The 20,457-nt window shown below is 71.7% G+C and carries 17 protein-coding genes and 1 pseudogene; 7 read left to right on the top strand and 11 right to left on the bottom strand.

The window, feature by feature from the left end; translation table 11 throughout:
- Positions 1-34: 34 nt before the first annotated feature.
- Entirely contained in the window at positions 35-376 is a 342-nt protein-coding gene (locus tag ACIRF8_RS27650; protein ID WP_404218882.1) for a hypothetical protein, read from the top strand.
- Positions 377-471: 95 nt separating this feature from the next.
- On the top strand, positions 472-1,995 hold the full coding sequence (locus ACIRF8_RS27645; RefSeq protein ID WP_404218880.1) for a CehA/McbA family metallohydrolase: 1,524 nt from the start codon (positions 472-474) through the stop codon (positions 1,993-1,995).
- Positions 1,996-2,045: 50 nt separating this feature from the next.
- Here the strand turns inward: ACIRF8_RS27645 and ACIRF8_RS27640 are convergent, their stop codons facing one another.
- A complete protein-coding gene (locus ACIRF8_RS27640) occupies positions 2,046-2,414 on the bottom strand; it encodes an ATP-binding protein (protein ID WP_404218878.1) in 369 nt (122 codons plus the stop codon).
- Between the two features lie 189 nt (positions 2,415-2,603).
- Here ACIRF8_RS27640 and ACIRF8_RS27635 point away from each other — a divergent pair, with 189 nt between their 5' ends.
- The 3 genes and pseudogenes from ACIRF8_RS27635 to ACIRF8_RS27625 all read left to right on the top strand — a co-directional run bounded on the left by ACIRF8_RS27635 (position 2,604) and on the right by ACIRF8_RS27625 (position 3,581).
- Positions 2,604-3,221: a DUF5753 domain-containing protein gene (locus ACIRF8_RS27635; protein ID WP_404218876.1), complete on the top strand. Its 618-nt coding sequence runs from the start codon at positions 2,604-2,606 to the stop codon at positions 3,219-3,221.
- Between the two features lie 10 nt (positions 3,222-3,231).
- Positions 3,232-3,345, top strand: a pseudogene (locus ACIRF8_RS27630) (DUF397 domain-containing protein); the annotation flags it as partial.
- Positions 3,333-3,581 (top strand): DUF397 domain-containing protein, encoded by a 249-nt coding sequence (locus ACIRF8_RS27625; RefSeq protein ID WP_404219352.1) that lies wholly within the window; start codon positions 3,333-3,335, stop codon positions 3,579-3,581. The pseudogene ACIRF8_RS27630 and the gene ACIRF8_RS27625, both read left to right, overlap by 13 nt.
- A 16-nt stretch (positions 3,582-3,597) precedes the next feature.
- Here ACIRF8_RS27625 and ACIRF8_RS27620 read toward each other — a convergent pair whose 3' ends face one another.
- The 8 genes from ACIRF8_RS27620 to ACIRF8_RS27585 all read right to left on the bottom strand — a co-directional run bounded on the left by ACIRF8_RS27620 (position 3,598) and on the right by ACIRF8_RS27585 (position 14,548).
- On the bottom strand, positions 3,598-5,172 hold the full coding sequence (locus tag ACIRF8_RS27620; RefSeq protein ID WP_404218874.1) for an APC family permease: 1,575 nt from the start codon (positions 5,170-5,172) through the stop codon (positions 3,598-3,600).
- Between the two features lie 204 nt (positions 5,173-5,376).
- Positions 5,377-6,879, bottom strand: coding sequence for a serine/threonine-protein kinase (locus ACIRF8_RS27615; RefSeq protein WP_404218872.1), 1,503 nt, complete (start codon positions 6,877-6,879; stop codon positions 5,377-5,379).
- A gap of 146 nt (positions 6,880-7,025) precedes the next feature.
- Positions 7,026-8,486, bottom strand: a complete 1,461-nt coding sequence (locus ACIRF8_RS27610; RefSeq protein WP_404218870.1) for an aldehyde dehydrogenase family protein — start codon at positions 8,484-8,486, stop codon at positions 7,026-7,028.
- Positions 8,483-10,222, bottom strand: coding sequence for an amidohydrolase family protein (locus ACIRF8_RS27605; protein ID WP_404218868.1), 1,740 nt, complete (start codon positions 10,220-10,222; stop codon positions 8,483-8,485). Before ACIRF8_RS27605 ends, ACIRF8_RS27610 begins: the two co-directional genes overlap by 4 nt.
- A 108-nt stretch (positions 10,223-10,330) precedes the next feature.
- Complete coding sequence (locus ACIRF8_RS27600) at positions 10,331-11,455, bottom strand: LLM class flavin-dependent oxidoreductase (RefSeq protein WP_404218865.1); 1,125 nt, start codon at positions 11,453-11,455, stop codon at positions 10,331-10,333.
- Positions 11,456-11,551: 96 nt separating this feature from the next.
- Positions 11,552-12,349, bottom strand: coding sequence for an SDR family NAD(P)-dependent oxidoreductase (locus ACIRF8_RS27595; protein WP_404218863.1), 798 nt, complete (start codon positions 12,347-12,349; stop codon positions 11,552-11,554).
- A 10-nt stretch (positions 12,350-12,359) separates the two neighbouring features.
- Positions 12,360-13,292, bottom strand: a complete 933-nt coding sequence (locus ACIRF8_RS27590) for an LLM class F420-dependent oxidoreductase (RefSeq protein ID WP_404218861.1) — start codon at positions 13,290-13,292, stop codon at positions 12,360-12,362.
- On the bottom strand, positions 13,289-14,548 hold the full coding sequence (locus ACIRF8_RS27585; protein WP_404218859.1) for an amidohydrolase family protein: 1,260 nt from the start codon (positions 14,546-14,548) through the stop codon (positions 13,289-13,291). The genes ACIRF8_RS27590 and ACIRF8_RS27585 overlap by 4 nt, the downstream gene beginning before the upstream one ends.
- 222 nt (positions 14,549-14,770) lie before the next feature.
- Between ACIRF8_RS27585 and ACIRF8_RS27580 the strand changes: the two genes are divergently transcribed.
- Together ACIRF8_RS27580 and ACIRF8_RS27575 are read left to right on the top strand one after the other, a co-directional pair.
- The gene (locus tag ACIRF8_RS27580; protein ID WP_404218857.1) at positions 14,771-17,758 is read left to right on the top strand and encodes an AfsR/SARP family transcriptional regulator; all 2,988 of its coding nucleotides are present in this window, start codon (positions 14,771-14,773) and stop codon (positions 17,756-17,758) included.
- Between the two features lie 205 nt (positions 17,759-17,963).
- Positions 17,964-18,140 (top strand): sigma-like protein, encoded by a 177-nt coding sequence (locus ACIRF8_RS27575; protein WP_404218855.1) that lies wholly within the window; start codon positions 17,964-17,966, stop codon positions 18,138-18,140.
- An 88-nt stretch (positions 18,141-18,228) separates the two neighbouring features.
- Here ACIRF8_RS27575 and ACIRF8_RS27570 read toward each other — a convergent pair whose 3' ends face one another.
- Positions 18,229-19,404, bottom strand: a complete 1,176-nt coding sequence (locus ACIRF8_RS27570; protein ID WP_404218853.1) for a winged helix DNA-binding domain-containing protein — start codon at positions 19,402-19,404, stop codon at positions 18,229-18,231.
- A 39-nt stretch (positions 19,405-19,443) separates the two neighbouring features.
- Positions 19,444-20,433: a porphobilinogen synthase gene (gene hemB / locus ACIRF8_RS27565; protein WP_404218851.1), complete on the bottom strand. Its 990-nt coding sequence runs from the start codon at positions 20,431-20,433 to the stop codon at positions 19,444-19,446.
- Positions 20,434-20,457: the final 24 nt, after the last annotated feature.

The following is a 20,457-nucleotide window of genomic DNA, read 5'->3' as shown; positions in this document are numbered from 1 at the left end:
ACGCTCACGGCGTCCTGCATACGGGGGGTTTGTCATGCTCGTACGTTCCCTTGGACGTGTCCGTGCCCTGGCCGTGCCGCTGGTGCTCGGGGCGCTGCTGTTCGGCGGTGTCCCGGCGGCGTCGGCGGCGACCTCGACGGTCCCGCGCACGGTTGCCGCCGCGACGGCTTCTCAGCCCGAGCAGGGCCGCGCGACCTCGGCGTCGGTGGTCTCCACGTCCGTGGCGAAGGCGGCCACGGTCGCGAAAAGCAAGAAGAGCAAGAAGAAAAAGAAGAAAAAGAAGAAGGGCGGGGTGATCGGCTGGGTCCTGATCCTGGGGATCCTGCTCGTCGTCCTGATCGTCGTGGTCATGGTCCGCAGGCGTCGCCGGTCGTAGTCCCGAAATCCGCCGCTCCCCTTCCCTTGGAGGGGAGTTCACGGCTCAATGCCAGGGTCGCACACGTCACATCCGACACCCTGGGGAGCCGCGATATGTGCACCGACGACACAGCCGTACACCACGACGGCCTCGGCAGACGCGCTGTGCTGGTGACGGGGGCCGCGGGCGCCCTTACGCTCGCCACCATGAGCTTCGCCAGCGCCGCCGACGGCTCGCGATCCACCAAGACGCTCACCGGCACGCTGCCGCCCGGCGCGCCCGACTTCGTGTACCTGCCGGTGGAGGTACCGCGCGGGGTACGGGAGATCAGGGTCTCCTACACCTACACGAAGGCGGCGGTCCCGGCCGGTACGCAGAACAACGCGCTCGACATCGGCCTCTTCGACGAGCGCGGCACGGCCCTCGGCGGCAAGGGCTTCCGCGGCTGGTCGGGGGGCGCCCGCACGGAGTTCTTCGTCCGCGCGGACGACGCGACACCCGGTTACATCCCGGGCCCGATCCGTCCCGGCACCTGGCACATCGTGCTCGGCCCGTACACCGTGGCGCCGCAGGGGCTGCCGTACGAGGTGACGGTGACGCTCACGCACGGCGCGCCCGGGGCGGCACCGGCCCGCGGCTATCCGCCCGAGCGGGCGCGCGGCCGGGGCCGGGCCTGGTACCGGGGCGACTGCCACCTGCACACCTGGTACTCGGACGGCCGCCGCACCCCGCAGGAGATCGGCGCGCTGGCCCGCGCGGCGGGCCTGGACTTCATCAACACGTCCGACCACAACACGCACTCCTCGCACGCGCACTGGGCGGACGTGGCGGGCGACGACCTCCTGGTGATGCTCGGCGAGGAGGTCACGACGCGCAACGGGCACGTCCTGGCGCTCGGCACCGCGCCGGAGACGTTCATCGACTGGCGCTACCGGGCGCGCGACAACCGCTGGGCGAGGTTCGCGCAGGAGATCCGCCGGGCGGGCGGTCTGGTCGTCCCCGCACATCCGCACGCGACGTGCATCGGCTGCGGCTGGAAGTTCGGCTTCGGCGAGGCGGACGCGGTGGAGGTGTGGAACGGCCCGTACACGCCCGACGACGAGATCTCGCTCGGCGACTGGGACAACACCCTTGTCTCCTACGCCCGTTCGGGCCGCCGGTCCGGCTGGACACCGGCGATGGGCAACAGTGACGCGCACCGCGACCCGGACCGGATCGGCGGGCCCCAGACGGTCGTCCTGGCCGACGACCTGACCCGGGACGCCATCCAGGCGGGCATCAAGGCGGGCCGCTCGTACGTCGCGGAGTCGGCCGCCGTCGAGGTCACCTTCACGGCGAGCGGCGGCAAGGGCACCCACGCGGGCATCGGCGAACGCCTGCCGGTCGACCGCGACGACCCCGTCACGGTGGACCTGGAGGTCAAGGGCGCGCCCGGCTGCACCCTCCACCTCGTCACGGACCAGGGCACGCTGTTCACCTCGGCGCCGCTCCCGGACTCCGGTGCGGGCCGGGCGAGTTGGCGTACGACGGCGTCCTACGCGTCCTACGTCCGCGCCGAGATCCGCCACGCCCCGACGACCCCCGGCCTCCCCGGAGCCCTGGCCGCGTTCACCAATCCGGTGTTCCTGGGGAAGTGATGTTCCGCAGGGCTCCGCGGTGTACGTGTACTCGGCACTCGGCTCGCTGCTCATCCTCCGCGAGTCCCCCCGCACTCCGCCCAGAGCAGCTTTCCGCCTGATGCCTCCGGGAACGTGTACGCGCCCCAGTCGTCCGCGTAGGCCCGTACGAGGAAGAGGCCCCGGCCTCCTTCCGCGGTCACGTCGGCGCCGGGCGCGCACCTGACGAATCCCGGAGGGATCTTGGGGTCGCCGTCCCACACGGCCACCCGTACGCGGTGCGCGTCCATGGCCCCGGGCCCGATCCGCAGCGCGTACGAGCCCGTCGTGTGCCGGTGGGCGTTGGTCAGCAGCTCCGACGCCAACAGCTCGGCGGAGTAGGCCAGTTCGGCCCGCCCGTGCGCCGCGAGGACCGCCCTCAGCGGCGATACGGTTGACATGGAAGTCTCCGTTCGGCGGGAGGAGTCGGCAGTGCGGTGGTTGTTGCCCGGTGACCCGGCCGCTCCGTCGAGCGGGGTGCTGCTGAGCGAGGCGCCTCCGGATGGGCGTGAGCCCCGAGCGGGTACGGACACTGGCTGGCCTGCCATTACGACTGCGGCGACAAAGCCCTTGTACGGGCCCTCAGCGCGATGGCCGGGGAACGGGCGCGCGGGTGGTGGGAGGAGTACCGGGAGCTCCTGCCCGCCGGGCTACTGGACCTCGCCGAGGTCGAACACCACGCAACCCGTCTGCGCACGGCCGTCACGGTGCACATTCCCGGGCTTTTCCAGACCGCCGAGTACGCCCGCGCGGTCTTCCGCCAAGCCGTGCCGGAACTGCCGCCACCGGACGTCGAACACCGTGTGTCGTTCCGTGTGAAGCGCCAGGCCGTCCTCTTCCGGGATCCACCGACCCCGCAGCAGGTCATCATCCACGAGGCAGCCCTGCGCATGCGGTTCGGCGGCCCCAAGATCACGAGCGCCCAGCTCAGGTACGTGCTGGAGCTGAGCGAGCGCGAGCACATCACCGTACGCGTGCTTCCGTTCGCGGCCGAGACCCTCCCCGGGTCAGGCCATGGGTTCTTCTACTTCGAAGGCCCCGTGCCTCAACTCGACACCGTGAACCTGGACCAGTCCCACGGCCCTGTCTTCCTGGACGCCGAGGCTCAGTTGCACAGATACCGCGTACTGCTCGACCGCATGGAAACGGCGTCGCTCTCGCCCGTGAAGTCACAGGACCTCATTCACGGCATCGTCCAAGAGCTGTAAGGAGCCGACCTTGCGCAACCTGAACCTGAACTGGCAGAAGTCGACGCACTGCCCCGACGGCAACTCCTGCGTCCACGTCTCCCGCGACGCCACCCACATCCGCCTCACCGAATCCGCCGACCCCCGCGAAGCGATACTCACCGCCACCCCCGCCGCCTTCGCCGCACTCCTCCGCAGCCTCAAGCAGGACGCCGGGGGGCCGGCCCCTGGATCGAGGTCGCCTTCGGCGGCGGCGACCTGGTGCACCTGCGTGAGACGTCCGACCCCGACACCGTCGTCACGACGACCCGGGCGAAATGGGACGCCTTCGCGCTCGGCGTCCGGGCGGGCGAGTTCGACCACTTCGTCGAGGGCCCGTAGGAGCGAACGCCGGGGCTCAGTCCTCCACGACCAGCACCGGCGTCTCCCGGTTCAGCACCTCACCCCGGAAGAACGCCGGGCTGCGGCGGCTCATCACCAGCATGATGAGCACCCCGAGGAGCAGCAGGCCCACGCCGATCACGAAGACCGAGCCGACGCCGAGGACCGACGATCCGCTGCCGTAGGCGGGGTTCCACATGTCGACCAGTGTCTTCACGAACACCGCCGACAGAAGGATGCCGCCGAGCACCGGGAACAGCCCCTTGAAGGCGAAGTCCCGTACGGAGACGCGGAGTTCCGCGCGGAAGTACCAGGCGCAGGCGAAGGCTGTCAGTGCGTAGTAGAAGCAGATCATGAGGCCGAGCGCGTAGATCGTGTCGACCAGGACGTGAGCGGAGACCAGCGTCATCACCGTGTAGAAGACGGCGGTCGCGGCGCCCGCCGTGACCGTGGCGCGGCCGGGCGTCCTGAAGCGCGGGTGGACGCGGGCGTAGGAGGCCGGGAGGGCTTCGTAGGCCGACATGGCGAGCACCGTGCGGGCGACGGGGATGAAGGTGGTCTGGAGGCTGGCGGCGGCCGAGGCGAGGACGGCGACGAAGAGCAGGATGCCGAGCGCGGGGCCCATGACGGGGCCGGCGAGCGCGGCGAAGACGTTGTCGGAGGTCTCCGGGTTCGCGAGGCCGAGGCCCTTGTCGCCGGAGCCGACGATCATCTGCGCGGCGATGCCCGTGGCCAGGTAGGAGCCGACCAGGACGACCATGGCGATGAGGGCGGCGCGGCCGGGTGTGCGGTCGCTGCCGATGGTCTCCTCGTTGGCGGTGAGGCAGGCGTCCCAGCCCCAGTACATGAAGATCGACAGGGAGAGCCCGGCGGTGAACGCGCCGAAGGACTGCACCGAGAACGGGTTCAGCCACGACCAGGAGAACGGCACGGAGGTCGGGAAGTCCACCGATCCGTGGCCCGAGCCGCCCGCCTTGACCAGGGCCATGACGACGAAGACGGCGAGCACGGCCAGTTGGAGTCCGACCAGCGTGTACTGGACGCCCTTCGTCGCGGTCATGCCGCGATAGCTGATCGCCGTCGCCGCGGCGATCAGGACGAGGCAGGTGAGGATGTGGACGGCCTTGTCCCCGTCGAGGTCGGCGACCGTGGCGCTGTTGGTGATCTCGCCCGCGAGCAGCCAGAAGTAGGAGGTCGCGACCCCGGCGAGGTTCGACAGGACGATGATCGTGGCGATCACCAGGCCCCAGCCGCACATCCAGCCGACGCGCGGCCCGAACGCCTTGACGGTCCACGTGAACGAGGTGCCGCAGTCCGGCATGGCCTTGTTCAGCTCGCGGTACGCGAACGCGACGAGCAGCATCGGCAGGAACCCGGCGAGGAAGACGGCGGGCATCTGGAGGCCGACCTCACCGGCCGTGGAGCCGAGCGTGGAGGTCAGGCAGTAGACGGGCGCGACCGTGGAGACACCGATGACGGCGCTGCCGAGCAGGCCGACGGAGTTTCCGCCCAGGCCCTTGCCGCCGCCGCCCTGTCCGGCGGTCGTATCAGAGGCCTGCCCCGTCGAAGGCCCCGCGTCGAGCTGAGTCATGAACAGGACGTTAAATCCTGCGGTTTCCACATCTGGCGGGATTCATCAGGACACGTCAGCGCTTCACCACTTAACTATCCATGGATGATGCAGCTATTTACCTTCAGCTTCCCTGGAAGATGGGAGAAGTCGACCACAGAATGCAAGGCAGGGCCGAGCGTGTCCGATATTCGGTTATCGAAGCGGCGTCCGTTTTGGGCCGGTTCAAAATTTTCCCGTGCGGAATCGGCCGATGGCCGCGGGCACGACGTAGATACAGACCAGGGAGCCGAGCGCCGGGAAGACGATGAGCAGGTCGTTGAGCCCGTCGACGAGCTTCTGGAACCCGGTGGCCCGCGGGTCGAGAGCCGTGTCGAACTGGCTCACCGCCCACCACGTCTGCACCGTCAGCGCCGACAACCCGACCCAGAAGCCCAGCGCCGACCCGGCGTCGCCGCGTCCGGTCATCAGCCGGATGCCGAGGACGAGCAGGGCGGGAATGGCCACGCCCCGCACCACCCCGAAGAACGAGGGGTCGGCGAAGAGCAGCAGGTACGTGCAGAGCGCCATCGGCAGCAACCACAGGATGCCGAACACCGGACGGCCCAGCAGCCCGCCCCCGCCGTCGAAGGCCCCGGCCCGGCCCGGCGGCCGGGCCGCGTAGGACGGGCCCGGGTACTGCGGATACCCGTACGAGGCCGACGGGCCCCCGGACGAGGACGCCCCGTACCCGTACGAGGGCGGGGGCGGGGGCGGCGGCGCGTAGGCCCCCGCCGTCGTGGCGCCCCGCGTCGGCGCCCCGTGGAACCCCCCGGCGGCCCCCGCGTCCGGCTCCGTGTACCCCGGTCCGGCGGGGCCCGCCGCCCGGGCGTCCAGGTCGGCCTCCAGGTTGAGGAGCTGCTCGGACGTGCGGGCGATCATCGACGCGATCGCCGAGGGCAGCCAGGTGTCCCGTGTGGTGTCCTTGGCCCGCGCCCACTCGGCGAGTCGCGCCGCGTCGGGCCGCTCCGCCGGGTCCTCCTTGAGGCAGGACCGGATGACCGCGGCGAACTCGGTGTCCAGGCCGGGGTGGTCCCCCACCACGGAGCCCCGGCGCGGCTGCACACCGGTCGCGGCGAAGGCGAGGGTGAGGCCGTAGCTGTAGACGTCACTGGCGACGGTGACGGCCTCGCCGTACGCCTGCTCCGGCGACATGTAGGCCGGGGTGCCGATCCGCGCCCCGCTCTGCGTGAGCATCGTGTCGAGCGCGGCGTGCACGATGCCGAAGTCGATCAGGCGCGGGCCGCCGGTGGACAGCAGCACGTTGGACGGCTTGAGGTCGCGGTGGACGAGGCTGTGCCCGTGCACGTGCCGCAGCGTCTCGGCCAGGTCGGCGGCGAGCCGCCACAGCGCGTCGGTGGGCAGCGGCCCGAACGCGTCGACAGCGGCCTGGAGCGAGGGGCCCGGCACGTACTCCGCGGCGTACCAGGGGTGCTGCTCGTCCACGCCCGCGTCGACGACCGGCACGGTACCGGCGCCCGCGACACGGCGTACCACCTCCACCTCGCGGCGGAACCGCTGCCGGAAGCCCGGCACCGCCGCCATGTCGGAGTGGATGAACTTCAGGGCGACGGACCGGCCGCCCGCGTTGCGGGCCAGGTAGACCCGGCCCATCCCGCCTTCGCCGATCCGCCCGAGGACCCGGTACGTACCGACCGTCCGCGGGTCCTGAGTGTCCAGCGCTTCCATGCCAACCCCCGGCTTCCTGCCCCTGCCGACCTGCCCGCCGGCTCACAACTGGGCATCTTCACATGTCCGGTTGTGAGCACGCACCGGAGAAACGGACGGGTTCCGTGCGCAGGCCATGAAATGTGCGGGACAACGGGGGAAGCGGTTCAGCCCGGCCACACGATCGACTGGAGTTCGCTGTAGGCGTGCAGCGCGTACGAGCCGACGTCGCGTCCCACGCCGCTCCGCTTGAACCCGCCGAACGGCGCCTCCATGTTCCGGGCGACGGTGTTCACGCCGACGCCTCCGGCCCGCAGCCGCCGCGCGACGCGGAAGGCGCGGGCGACGTCACCGGACCACACGTAGTCGATGAGCCCGTAGTCGGAGTCGTTGGCGAGGGCGACGGCCTCGTCCTCGTCGCCGTCGTAGGGCACGACCGTCACCACGGGGCCGAAGATCTCCTCCCTGACCACCCGCATGTCGTTGGTGCAGTCGGTGAGGAGCGTGGGCGCCACGTAGAAGCCCTTGTCGAACGCGGGCCGCTCGCCGCCCGCGACGATCCGCGCCCCTTCCTTGCGGCCGAGATCGATGTACGACTCGACGCGCTCGCGGTGCGCGGCGGAGATGACCGGCCCGACGACGGTCCCCGGGGCGCGCGGATCGCCGACCTTCAGGCGGCCGATGTACGCGGTCAGCTTCGCGACGAACTCGTCGTGGACCGAGCGGTGCACGAGGACCCGCGTCGGTGCCGTGCAGATCTGCCCGCTGTAGAAGGCGTACGTGGTGCCGATCCCGGCGACGGCCGCGTCCAGGTCGGCGTCGCCGAACACGATCGCGGCGCCCTTCCCGCCCAGCTCCATCAACTGCCGCTTCACCGACCGCCCGCACACCTCCCCGATGCGCTGCCCGACGGCCGTGGAACCGGTGAAGCTGACCATGTCGACGTCCGCCGAGTCGACGGCGGCCTCCCCCACCTCCACGCGGACACCGCTGACGACGTTGACGACGCCGGGTGGCGCGCCCGCCTCCTGGAGGGCGTCCGCCATCCGGTACACGGACAGCGGGTCCTGCGGCGCGGGCTTCACGACGACCGTGTTGCCCATGGCGAGAGCCGGGGCGACCTTTCCCGCCGGGTTGGCCCACGGGTTGTTGTACGAGGTGACGCAGGTGACGACGCCGACGGGCCGGCGGGCGGCCAGCGCGCCCACCACACCGGCCCTCCCCATCGGCCCGGCCTCGTTGACCTGCGGCACCAGCCCTTCCTCCGCGGGTTCGACGGCGCCGCGCGCGTACCGCCGGAAGCGGGCGACACCGACGGCGACCTGCATGCCGCGCGCGGTGCCGGTGGTGGCGCCGGTCTCGGCCCGTGCCAGCTCGGTGTTGGCCTCGCTGTCGCGCTCCATGAGGTCGGCGGCCCGGTCGAGGAGCGCGGCCCGCTCCCGCGGCGGCGTACGCGACCACGCCTCGAAGGCGTCGCGGGCGGCGCGTGCCGCGTCGTGCACCTGCTGCCGGGACGCCTCGGGCGCCTGCCCGACGACCGTCTCGTCCGCCGGGTCGACGACGTCGTAGTGGCCGTGGTCGGGCTCGACCCACGCGCCGCCGATGAGGAGGTTGCGGGGCGCTCTCACCGGGTGCTCACCGTCCGGGTGTCCCGCCCGGACCTGAGGACCTTGCCGGGCACCGAGCCGGTGACCGCGTCGTGGCGGATGGCCTCGACCCCGTTGACCCACACGGCGGTGACACCGATGGCCTTCGAGTCCAGGCGCGGGCTGTCGCCCGGGAGGTCGTGCACGAGCGTGGCCTTGCCCGCGTCGATCGTCTCCGGGTCGAACAGCACGAGGTCGGCGTGGAAGCCCTCCTGTATCCGGCCCCGCTCGCGCAGCCCGAAGAGCCGGGCGGGGTCGTCGGTCAGCATCCGCACGGCCGCTTCGAGCCCCACGAGGCCGCGTCCACGGAGGCAGTCCCCGAGGAAGCGGGTCGTGTACGGCGCCCCGCACATCCGGTCCAGGTGCGCGCCCGCGTCGGAACCGCCCAGCATGACGTCCTCGTGCTGCCAGGTCTCGGCGCGCAGGGCCCACGAGGCCGGGTCGTTGTCGGGCGGCATCGGCCACAGGACCGTCCGCAGGCGGTCGGCGGCGCAGATCTCGACGATGCACTCGAAGGGTTCCTGCCCGCGCTCGGCGGCGATGTCGCGCACGACGCGCCCGGTGAGCCCGTCGTTCGCCTCCGCGTAGGTGTCCCCGATGACGTACCGCCCGAAGTCGGCGAGCCGCCGGAAGACACCGGCTTCCTCGCTGTCGGCGTGCCGCAGCATCCGCGCGCGTACGCCGGGGTCGCGCAGCCGCGCGATCCGCTCGTCGACCGGCAGCTTGAGGATGTCGCCCCAGCCCGGGATGAGGTTGAGGGCGCAGAACGTGCCGAGCGACATGTTCATCGGCGTCAGGATGGGCATGGTCAGGGCGACGATCCGGCCGCCCGCCTTCCGGGCCCGTTCGCTCGCCGTGAGCTGCCGGGGTACGCGGTCGGGCACGGCGGCGTCGACGGTCAGCACGTTCCAGTTGAGGGGGCGTCCGGCCGCCGTGCTCATCTCGACGAGCAGATCGATCTCGGCGTCGCTGAACCGGTCCAGGCAGCCGGCGACGATCGCCTCGATCTGGGTGCCCTCGTGCTCCCCGACGGCCCGGCTCAGGGCGAGGAGTTCGGCGGGCAGGGCGTGCCGTGACGCGACGGGCCTGCCGTCGCCGTCGGAGTGTGTGGCGGACTGGGTGGTGGACAGGCCCCAGGCGCCCGCGTCCATGGCCTCGTGGAGGAGGCCGAGCATGTCCCGCAGTTGCTCCGGTGACGGCTGCCCGCCGACGGCGTCCGGGCCCATGACGTGTCGCCGCAGCGCGCAATGGCCCACCATGAAACCGGCGTTGACGGCGATGCGGCCCTCCAGGGCGTCGAGGTACTCGCCGAACGAGTGCCAGGTCCACGGCGCGCCCTCCTCCAGGGCGACCAGGGACATCCCCTCCACCTTGGACATCATGCGGCGCGTGTAGTCGGCGTCCTCGGGCCGGCCGGGGTGGAGCGGCGCGAGCGTGAAGCCGCAGTTGCCACCGGCGACGGTGGTCACCCCGTGGTTGAGGGAGGGCGTCGCGTAGGGGTCCCAGAACAACTGGGCGTCGTAGTGGGTGTGCGGGTCGACGAACCCGGGCGCGAGCACGAGCCCGGTGGCGTCCTCGCCGGTCCTGGCCTCCTCGGTGACGGTCCCGGGTTCGGCGACGACGGCGATCCGCCCGTCCCTGATGCCGACGTCGGCGACGAACGCGGGGGCGCCGGTCCCGTCGACGACGTCGGCGCCCTTGATGAGGTGATCAAGCATGAACACGAACCCCCAGGAATCGAGCCCCTCCGGCGATCGAGGAGGGGGGCCCCGGCCCTCCCGTCCGGGAAGGGGGAGAGCCGGGGCAGCTCAGCGATCGGACCGCGATCAGGCCCCGGCCGCCGACCGGAACCGGCTGGTCCGGTGCACCGGATCCGTGTCTATCTTCGGAATGACGTGCTCCCCGATCAGCCTGATCGTGTTCAGCGTGTCCTCGTGCGAGATGCCGATGGGCAGCCCGAACGAGAGCTGGTCGGCACCGGCCTGCTCCCACCGCTCGCACTGCCGCAGTACCTCGTCCGGATCACCGCAGATCATCAGTTCCTCGGCGATGAGCAGTTCGATGATCTCGGCGCTGTACTCGGGCAGGACCTCGGGCCACTCGGGGATGCCGTCGGGGCGCGGGAAGGTGTCGTGGTAGCGGAAGACGAGGGACTGGAGGTAGTTGAGCCCGCCGCCCACGGCGATCTCCACGGCCTTGTCGTGCGTCTCGGCGCAGATGGCGGTCGACGTCACCATGACGTTGTCGTTGACGAAGTCGCCGATGGGTTCCGCGTCCTGGACGGCGGTCTTGTACTGCTCCAGGACCCACTCCATGTCGGACACCTTCTGCACGCTGAAACCGAGCACCCCGAGCCCCTTGCGGGCGGCCATCGCGTACGAGGGCGGGGACCCGGCCGCGTACCACATGGCGGGGTGCGACGTCCCGTACGGCTTGGGGAAGATCTTGCGCGGCGGCAGCGACCAGTGTTTGCCCTGGAACCCGACGTACTCGTCCTGGAGCCACATCTTCGGGAACTCGGCGATGGTCTCTTCCCAGATCTCCTTGGTGTAGTTCATATCGGTCACGCCCGGTATGAACCCGAGGATCTCGTGGGAGCCCGCGCCGCGCCCGCTGCCGAACTCGAACCTGCCCTCGCTGAGGTGGTCGAGCATGGCGACCTTCTCGGCCACCTTGACGGGGTGGTTGACCTGGGCGAGCGGGTTGAAGATGCCGGAGCCGAGGTGGATGCGCTCGGTGGCGTGCGCGAGGTACCCGAGGAAGACGTCGTTGGCGGAGAGGTGCGAGTACTCCTCCAGGAAGTGGTGCTCGGACGCCCAGGCGTACTTGAAGCCGGACTGGTCCGCCTGGACGACGTACTCGGTCTCGTTCATGAGTGCGCGGTGCTCGGCGGTCGGGTCCGTCAGCGCCTGCTTGCCCACGTATCCCTGTACAAAGAGCCCGAATTCCAAGGAGGTTCACCGTCCTCGTCAGTTTCTGACGAATCGTCAGATTGGCTGCACCGACTGTTCCACCGCGCCCGTGGAGCGTCAATAGCTGATGCTGCGTCAGATCACTGAGACCCCGGCCAGCCAGCCACCGTCGATCACGAACGGCTGCCCGGTGATGTACGCCGAGTCCTCCTCGGACGTCAGGAACAGCGCGAGCCGCGCCACCTCCTGCGGCCTGCCGACCCGGCCGAGCGGCACGAGCCTGCGGTACAGCCCGTCGAGCGCCTCGGCGGCCTCCTCGGTGTCCGAACCTGGATCGAGCCGGGCCGGATTGCTCATGGCGGTGTCGATGGCGCCGGGGCAGACGGCGTTGACCCGGATCCCCTTGCCCGCGAGCTCCAGGGCGGCGACCTTGGTGAGCCCGATGATCGCGTGCTTGGTGGCGGCGTACGCGCCCACGTACGCCATGCCCGTCACGCCCGTGAACGACGCGGTGTTGACGATCGTCCCGCCCCCGGCCGCGGCGATCTCCGGAGCCACGGCCCTGATCCCGAGGAACGCTCCCACCTGGTTGACGTCCATGAGCTGCCGGAACTCCTCCAGCGGTGTCGCCGTCAGCTCGTTGAAGCGCAGGATGCCCGCGTTGTTGACCAGCCCGTCGATCTTCCCGAACGCCTCCTTGGCGGTCGCGACGGCGGCGGTCCAGTCGTCCTCCGCGCTCACGTCGAGGTGGACGTACAGGGCGCCGCCCGCGCCGCCGCCGCCGATGTCCTTGGCGACGTCCTCGCCCTGGTCGTCGAGCACGTCGGCGACGACGACCCGCGCCCCCTCCGCGGCGAAGAGACGCGCCTCCTGCTCACCCTGCCCGCGCGCCGCCCCCGTGATGAGGACGACCCGCCCGTCGAGCTTGCCCATGCGTTGCTCCTCAGTTCAGGTGGGGTGCCACGTCGGCGGCGAAGGCCGCCGTCTGGTCGATGAGTTCGGCCGGCCCCCGGCTGCGGAACCGGACCTGGATCTGGTGGACGCCCATCGCGGCGTACGCGCGCAGCGACTCGGCGAGGGCCTCCGGCTGTCCGGAGAGGGTGCGCCGCCCGACGTCCCAGGTCGGCGTGGACACGTAGAGCGGTTCGGTGAGGGCGCCCACGGTGAAGGGCGCCTCGATCCCGGCCTCGGCGCGCAGCCGCGTCAGTGTCGCGATCTTCTCCGGCAGCCGGTCGCGCGGATCGCCCTGCGGCAGCCACCCGTCGCCCTTGAGCGCGGCGCGGCGCACGGCGGGCGCCGAGGAGCCGCCCACCCACACCGGGACCCGCGCCTGTGCGGGCCGGGGCCGCTGCCCGAGCCCTTCGAACGCGAACGACACACCCTTGTGCACGGGGAACTCGTCCGGGCCCAGCGCGGCCCGCAGCGCGTCGATGCTCTCGTCGAGCAGCGCCCCCCGGCGCTCGAAGTCGGCCCCCAGCGCCTCGAACTCCTCGGCCACGTGCCCGGCCCCGACCCCGAGGACCAGCCGCCCGCCGCTCAGGTGGTCCAGGGTGGCGTACTGCTTGGCGGAGAGGAGCGGGTGCCGCAGCCCGACGACGGCGACGTGGCTGAGCAGCCGCACCCGCTCGGTGACACCGGCCAGGAAGGCGAGGGTGGCGACGGGGTCGTACCAGGTCGTCGACATGGCCCCGGCGAGCCGGCGCGGGATGGCGACGTGGTCGCAGCAGGCGATGTAGTCGAAGCCGCCCCGGTCGGCGGCGCGGGCGATCTCGGCGAGGTCCCCGGGGCCCGCGTCGGCCTCCCAGGGTTCGGCGTAGAGGGTGCTCTGGGACTGGATCGGGAGCTGCATCCCGTACGCGAGCCGCCCGGACGTCATCGCCGCCACAGCCCCTCCGGCGTCAGCCCGAGCAGGTCGATCGCGTTCCCGCGGACGATCCGCTCGACGGTCTCCGCGTCGAGGTGCCCCATCTGCGCCTCACCGACCTCCCGGGACTTCGGCCAGGTGGAGTCGGAGTGCGGGTAGTCGGTCTCGTAGAGGACGTTGGCGAGCCCGATGGAGTCGAGGTTTTTCAGGCCGTAGGCGTCGTCGAAGAAACAGCCGAAGACGTGCTCGGCGAAGTACTCGCTCGGCGGCTTGCGCACCTTGTCGGCGACGCCGCCCCAGCCCCGGTTCTCCTCCCAGACCACGTCCGCCCGCTCCAGGATGTACGGGATCCACCCGATCTGCCCCTCGGCGTACATGATCCGCAGGTTCGGGAACCGCTCGAACTTGCCGCTCATCAGCCAGTCCACCATCGAGAAGCAGCAGTTGGCGAAGGTGATGGTGGAGCCGACGGCGGGCGGCGCGTCGGCGGACGTCGACGGCATGCGGCTGCTGGAGCCGATGTGCATGGCGATGACGGTGCCGGTCTCGTCGCAGGCGGCGAGGAACGGGTCCCACGCGTCGCCGTGGATGCTGGGCAGTCCCAGATGCGGCGGGATCTCGGAGAACGCGACGGCGCGGACCCCGCGGGCCGCGTTCCTGCGTACCTCGGCGGCGGCGAGCTCCGCGTCCCAGAGCGGGACGAGGGTCAGCGGTACGAGGCGCCCGTGCGCCTCGGGCCCGCACCACTCCTCCACCATCCAGTCGTTGTAGGCCCGCACGCCGAGCAGCCCGAGTTCGCGGTCCTTGGCCTCGGTGAAGGTCTGTCCGCAAAAACGCGGGAAGGTGGGGAAGCAGAGCGCGGACTGGACGTGGTTGACGTCCATGTCGGCGAGCCGGGCCGGGACGTCGAACGACCCCTTCCGCATCTGCTCGTAGGTGATGACCTCCAGCTTGATCTCGTCGCGGTCGTAGCCGACGGCGGTGTCGAGCCGGGTGAGCGGCCGGTGCAGATCCTCGTAGATCCACCAGTCACCGACCGGGCCGTCGTCCCCGGGCGCCCCCATGACGGGCGCGAACCTGCCACCGAGGAACGTCATCTCCTTCAACGGTGCGCGCACGACCCGCGGTCCGACGTCGAGGTACTTCTTCGGGAGGCGGTCCGACCAGACGGTCGGCGGCTCCACGGTGTGGTCGTCGACGGAGATGATCCGGGGGAAGTCCCCTGATATCAGGGCATGGTGAGTATTTTCGCTCTCCGTGGTCTCCATGGGCTCACGGTAGCGCCAATCTGACGGGTCGTCAGCTAGCGGGCAGGGGCACACCGTACGCGTGAGGTGTCTGTGATGGCTGTCTCCCACGGCTGACGTATCCGCCATGAACAAGGCAAACTGGCGGGGTCGTGCTCGACGGCCCGTCCACTCGACGGCGCGCCGCCTGGACGACCTCGTGACGAGATGTGACTGGTGCTGATGAAGCGGCAGGGGGCAGCGATGGACGGTGGACCGCGGGTTCCGGAGCAGCGGCGGCCCGACACGCCCGGGGACACCCGGCACGTGCCGCCCGCCGCCGACTCCGGCCTGCGCTTCAGCGTGCTCGGCCCGGTGCGGGCGTGGCGCGACGGACAGCCGCTGGCGACCGGCTCGCCCCAGCAGCGCGCCCTCCTCGCGGCCCTGCTCCTGCGGGAGGGCAGGACGGCCACCGCGGGTGAACTCATCGACGCGGTGTGGGGCGAGGAGTCCCCGCAGCAGGCCCTGGCCGCGATCCGCACCTACGCCTCGCGCCTGCGCAAGGTCCTCGGCACCGGCGTCCTGGTCAGCGAGGCGGGCGGCTACGCGATCCGTTCGCTCAGCCAGGACGCCCTGGACCTGGCCGCGGCCGAATCGCTCGCCTCGGACGCGGAGAAGGCCCGCCAGGCCGACGACGTGTCCACGGCACGCGGCCTGATGAGCAGGGCGCTGGCCCTGTGGGAGGGCGAACCGCTGGCCCACGTCCCCGGCCCCTACGCCGAGACCCAGCGCGCCCGCCTGGAGGAATGGCGCCTCCAGCTCCTGGAGTCCCGCCTCGACATGGACCTGGAGCAGGGCTGCCACGCGGAGGCCGTCTCCGAACTGACGGCACTGACCGCGGCCCACCCGCTGCGCGAACGCCTGCGGGAACTGCTGATGCTGGCGCTCTACCGCTCCGGCCGCCAGGCCGAGGCCCTCGCGGTCTACGCGGACACGCGCCGCCTGCTCGCGGACGAACTCGGAGTGGACCCCCGCCCCGGCCTCGCCGAACTCCAGCAGCGCATCCTGCGGGCCGACCCGGCACTCGCGGAACCCTCCGCGCCGGGAGCGGGAGCCGCCGCGACACCTTTGCGCCCCGCCCAACTCCCCGCCACGGTGCCGGACTTCACGGGCCGCGCCGCCTTCGTCGAGGAACTGAGCCAGGCCCTGTCCGGAGCGTCGTCCGCATCGGGCACGGGCTCGGTGATGGCGGTCTCCGCGGTCGCGGGCATCGGCGGCGTCGGCAAGACGACGCTGGCCGTGCACGTCGCGCACGCCTCCCGCGCCGCCTTCCCCGACGGCCAGTTGTACGTGGACCTCCAGGGCGCCGGTTCCCGGGCGGCCGAACCGGAATCGGTGCTCGGCTCGTTCCTCCGCGCCCTCGGCACCGCGGACGCCGCGATCCCGGACACCCTGGAGGAGCGGGCGGCCCTGTACCGCTCCACCCTCGACGGCCGCCGCGTCCTGGTCCTCCTCGACAACGCGCGCGACGCGGCCCAGGTCAGACCCCTGTTGCCCGGCACGGAAGGCTGTGCGGCGCTGATCACCGGCCGGGTCCGGATGGTCGACCTCGTCGGAGCCCACCTGGTGGACCTCGACGTGATGTCCCCCGAGGAGGCCCTTCTCCTCTTCACCCGCATCGTCGGGGAGGAACGGGTCTCCTCCGAGCGGAAAGCGGCCCTGGACGTCGTCGGAGCCTGCGGTTTCCTGCCCCTGGCCATCCGCATCGCGGCGTCCCGCCTCGCGGCCCGCCGCACCTGGACGGTGTCGGTCCTCGCGGCGAAGCTGGCGGACGAGCGCCGCCGCCTGGACGAACTCCAGGCCGGCGACCTGGCCGTCAAGGCCACCTTCGAACTGGGATACGGCCAGCTCGACCCCGGCCAGGCACGCGCGTTCCGTCTGCTCGGCCTCGCGGACGGCCCCGACATCTCGCTGGCGGCAGCCGCCGCGGTCCTGGACCTGCCGGTCGAGGAGATCGAGGACCTGCTGGAGGCCCTGGTCGACACCTCCCTGCTGGAATCGGCGGCACCGGGCCGCTACCGGTACCACGACCTGGTCCGGCTCTACGCGCGTGCGTGCGCCGAGAGGGACGAACTGCCGCCGGCCGAGCGCGAGGCGGCCATGTCGCGGCTGCTCGACTTCTACCTGGCCACGGCGACCGCTGTGTACGCGATCGAACGGCCCGGGGACCGGACGGTCGCCCACCTGGAGCCGACCCGCCACCCCGGGCAGGTCTTCTCCGACGACACGGAGGCCCTGGACTGGCTGCACTCCGAGGCCGAGTGCCTGCTCGCCTGCGCGCAGCAGTCCCTGCGCGCCCCGACCCTGCGCCGCGCGGTCGATCTCCTCCTGGCGTCGAAGGACCTGGCCGAGTCGGGAGCCAGTTCACGCAAGTACGAAGCCGTCACCAGGGCCGCGTGCGAAGCCGCCAGGGCCGCCGGTGACGCGCGCGCCGAGGGCCGCGCACGCGTCACCCTCACCCAGGTCCACTCCAACGCGGGCCAGTTCGAGGCGGCCGAGGCGGAGGCGTTGCGGGCGACCGCCCTCGGCGAGAGCGCCGGCGACCCCTGGACCAACGGCAACGCCCTCAACGAACTCGGCATCATCGCCAACTGCACCAACCGCTACTCCGACGGCGAGGCGCACCTCCTGAAGGCCATCGAGGCGTTCCGCGCCGACGGGAACCGGCCGGGCGAGGCCAGCGCGCTGTGCAACCTGTCCCGAGTGCTCGCCCCCATGGGCCGGCTGACCCAGGCGGTCGAGCTGGCACAGCGCGGCGCCGACATCTACGACGCCCTGGGGCTCAAGGTCCGGCTCGCCAACGCCCGGTACGCCCTGGGCATCGTCCTCACCCAGTCCGGGCGCCTCGCGGAGGCGCTGGCCGAACTCGACCAAGCGGTGCACATCTTCGCGGACAACCGCCAGCGGCTCTGGGAGGGCACCACGTACTTCCGCATCGCCCAGGTGCACCTCCTGGCCGGCAAGCCCGCCAAGGCCGCCCAGTACGCGGAGCAGGCCCTGGTGACGGGGTGCATCGGCGGCGACTGGATGCGCGGCAACGCCCTCACCCTCCTCGGCAAGTCCCTCCAGGCGCTGCAACAGCCCGACCGGGCTCGCGTCTGCTGGCACGAGGCCCTGGCCATCTACGAGAGCGTCTCCGCCCCGGAGGCGAGCGACGTGCGCGCGCTGATCACCCCGCTCGCGGCGGCCTGAGGGCCGGGGCCGCCGTTCAGCGAACGTTTATCGCCCCCTGGCACGCTCAGCACATCGTTCCGTCGCGTCGGGGGGCAGACGGGATGACGCGGACGCCGCGATTAGAGTGTGCGTCCCCCGGAACGCCCGTTCGGCAGCCCACGGGGGAGTTGCCGAACGGGCGCTTCCACCCATAAGTCCGTCGATTCGCACGGGAGTCACCACGATGGCCGACGACAAGAAGACCGCAGCCGCAACCACGCAGGACAGCCACTCACCCGTCCCGCCCGCGGACGACACCATCACCACGCTCGACAGCCACTCGCCCGCCCCGTCGGTGGACGGCGCCATCACCACGCTGGACAGCCACTCGCCCGTCCCGCCGGCTGTCAGCGGCAACTGAACCTTCTTTCCCGACGGGGATCGGCCGCGGCGGCGCGGAGGGGGAGCCGCCGCGGCCGAGGCATGTCCGGGGAAAGCACCGCGCGCCCCTACCCGAACACCCGCCCCTCCACCACCGGCAGCCCCTTCACCCACCAGTGGTCATAACGCCGGTACGCCGCCGCCTCCCGCCCCGTCAGCAACCGCCGCAGCCCCCGCGCCTCCGCCTCCAGCGCCTCCCACACCTCAGGGGGCAGCGGCCGGAACGCGCCCACCTCGACCCCCGTCCCGTCCGGCGCCGTCCGCCACACCCCGGCCACGTACCCGTCGGCCAGGACCGTCGGCAGTACGTCCCCGTTCACCCGGGTCACCTGCTTGCGGTACTCGGACGGCAGGACCCGGCCCCGGTCGGCGTAGGCGAGCAGCACGCTGTCCCACATCGCCAGCAGGCGCGGCGGCGCGGGCACGTCGCCGGCCGGACGGACACCGCCCGGCACGTCGTACAGCACCGTCTTCCCGTCCGGCGCCGTGAACTCCTCGAAGTCCTCCCCCAGCGCCGCCCGCACCCGCTTCTGCTGCACGAGCCCGAACTGCGCCATGTCCGCCACGGACGCGGGCCCGAACCCCTCCAGGTAACGGCGGACCAGCACCCGCAAGCCCGCCGCCACCGCCTCCGGGTCCCGCAGCTCGGGGCGGTGCGCCCGGTCCGCCGCCACGAAGCGCTGCCCGGCCCCGGACACGTACGACCACGGCGCCCCCGCCACCGGCGCATGCCACAACGGGGCGTACTGGCGCAGCATCCGCCACGCCGTCGGCGCCGACCCGGCCTCGATGCGCGTCCGCGCCCGCAGCCACTCCCCCAACTCCCGCGCGTCGCCCGCCACTTCGGCACGCTCCAACAGCTCGGGCAGCAGGTCGTCCGCGTCCCCCTCCGTCAGCCCCGCCGCCCGGAACCGCGGGTCCCGCAGCCGCGCGCCCCGCACCGTCGGCTCGACGGCCGCGCGGAAAGCGGCGTAGTCGTCGACGTGCACCGCGTGCAGCGTGATCCGCATGAGGGTCGACCTGACCACCCGGAAACGGGCCAGGACCGCGTCCAGATCATCCGCGCGGAAATCCGCCACCCGGTTCCACAGCGCCACATACGGCGAAGCGGGCTGCTGCGCCTGGAGCGCGACAACCCGCCGTACCGCTTCCTCCACCCCCAGCGGCTGCCGTTCGAGCAGCAACTGCCGGGCCAGAGTGGACCTGTTGAGGGCGCGTGCCGTGAGCGTCGTCATGCCGGGCATTCTCACCCGGCGGACGTCACCGAACCATCGCCCGGCGCACTACAGCCGCCGCGCCACCTCGGTCGCCCAGTACGTCAGGATCATGTTGGCGCCCGCCCGCTTGATCCCGGTCAGCGACTCCATGATCGACTGGTCGCGGTCGATCCAGCCGCGCTGCGCCGCCGCCTCGATCATCGCGTACTCGCCGCTGATCTGGTACGCGGCCACCGGCACGTCGACCTCGTCGGCGACCCGCGCCAGGATGTCCAGGTAGGGGCCGGCCGGCTTGACCATGACCATGTCGGCGCCCTCCTCCAGGTCGAGCGCCAGCTCCCGCAGGGACTCCCGCACGTTGGCCGGGTCCTGCTGGTACGTCTTGCGGTCGCCCTTCAGGGACGAGCCGACGGCCTCACGGAACGGGCCGAAGAACGCCGACGAGTACTTCACCGTGTACGCGAGGATCGCCACGTCCTCGCGGCCGATCTGGTCCAGCGCGTCCCTGATGACCCCGATCTGGCCGTCCATCATCCCGGACGGGCCCACCACGTGCGCGCCCGCGTCCGCCTGGGCCTGCGCCATCTCGGCGTACCGCTCAAGCGTCGCGTCGTTGTCCACGCGGCCCTGCTCGTCCAGGACACCGCAGTGCCCGTGGTCGGTGAACTCGTCCAGGCACAGGTCGGACATGACGATCAGGTCGTCACCGACCTCGGCCCGTACGTCCCGCAGCGCCACCTGGAGGATGCCGTCCGGGTCGGTGCCGACCGTGCCCGCGCCGTCCTTCTTCTCCTCCAGCGGCACCCCGAACAGCATGATCCCGGAGACGCCCGCCTCGGCGGCCTCGACCGCCGCCTTCTTCAGGGAGTCCCGCGTGTGCTGGAAGACGCCGGGCATGGAACCGATCTCGACGGGCGCGTCGATCCCTTCCCGCACGAACGCGGGCAGGATCAGATCCGCCGGATGCAGCCGCGTCTCGGCGACCATGCGCCGCATGGCGGGAGTCGTCCGCAGCCGCCGGGGCCGCGAACCGGGGAAAGAGCCGTACCGAGTCACTGGACTGTCACCTCGTACTTGCAC

It is taken from the genome of Streptomyces sp. NPDC102406, from assembly GCF_044765725.1.
Classification (GTDB): Bacteria; Actinomycetota; Actinomycetes; order Streptomycetales; family Streptomycetaceae; genus Streptomyces.
This window is presented reverse-complemented; position numbering and strand designations above follow the sequence as displayed.

Excerpts from the sequence above, each read along its gene's own strand:
- ACIRF8_RS27650 (WP_404218882.1), top strand. The coding sequence starts at position 35 with ATGCTCGTACGTTCCCTTGGACGTGTCCGTGCCCTGGCCGTGCCGCTG.
- ACIRF8_RS27645 (WP_404218880.1), top strand. The coding sequence starts at position 472 with ATGTGCACCGACGACACAGCCGTACACCACGACGGCCTCGGCAGACGC.
- ACIRF8_RS27640 (WP_404218878.1), bottom strand. The coding sequence starts at position 2,414 with ATGTCAACCGTATCGCCGCTGAGGGCGGTCCTCGCGGCGCACGGGCGG.
- ACIRF8_RS27635 (WP_404218876.1), top strand. The coding sequence starts at position 2,604 with ATGGCCGGGGAACGGGCGCGCGGGTGGTGGGAGGAGTACCGGGAGCTC.
- ACIRF8_RS27620 (WP_404218874.1), bottom strand. The coding sequence starts at position 5,172 with ATGACTCAGCTCGACGCGGGGCCTTCGACGGGGCAGGCCTCTGATACG.
- ACIRF8_RS27615 (WP_404218872.1), bottom strand. The coding sequence starts at position 6,879 with ATGGAAGCGCTGGACACTCAGGACCCGCGGACGGTCGGTACGTACCGG.
- ACIRF8_RS27605 (WP_404218868.1), bottom strand. The coding sequence starts at position 10,222 with ATGCTTGATCACCTCATCAAGGGCGCCGACGTCGTCGACGGGACCGGC.
- ACIRF8_RS27595 (WP_404218863.1), bottom strand. The coding sequence starts at position 12,349 with ATGGGCAAGCTCGACGGGCGGGTCGTCCTCATCACGGGGGCGGCGCGC.
- ACIRF8_RS27590 (WP_404218861.1), bottom strand. The coding sequence starts at position 13,292 with ATGACGTCCGGGCGGCTCGCGTACGGGATGCAGCTCCCGATCCAGTCC.
- ACIRF8_RS27585 (WP_404218859.1), bottom strand. The coding sequence starts at position 14,548 with ATGGAGACCACGGAGAGCGAAAATACTCACCATGCCCTGATATCAGGG.
- ACIRF8_RS27580 (WP_404218857.1), top strand. The coding sequence starts at position 14,771 with ATGGACGGTGGACCGCGGGTTCCGGAGCAGCGGCGGCCCGACACGCCC.
- ACIRF8_RS27575 (WP_404218855.1), top strand. The coding sequence starts at position 17,964 with ATGGCCGACGACAAGAAGACCGCAGCCGCAACCACGCAGGACAGCCAC.
- ACIRF8_RS27570 (WP_404218853.1), bottom strand. The coding sequence starts at position 19,404 with ATGCCCGGCATGACGACGCTCACGGCACGCGCCCTCAACAGGTCCACT.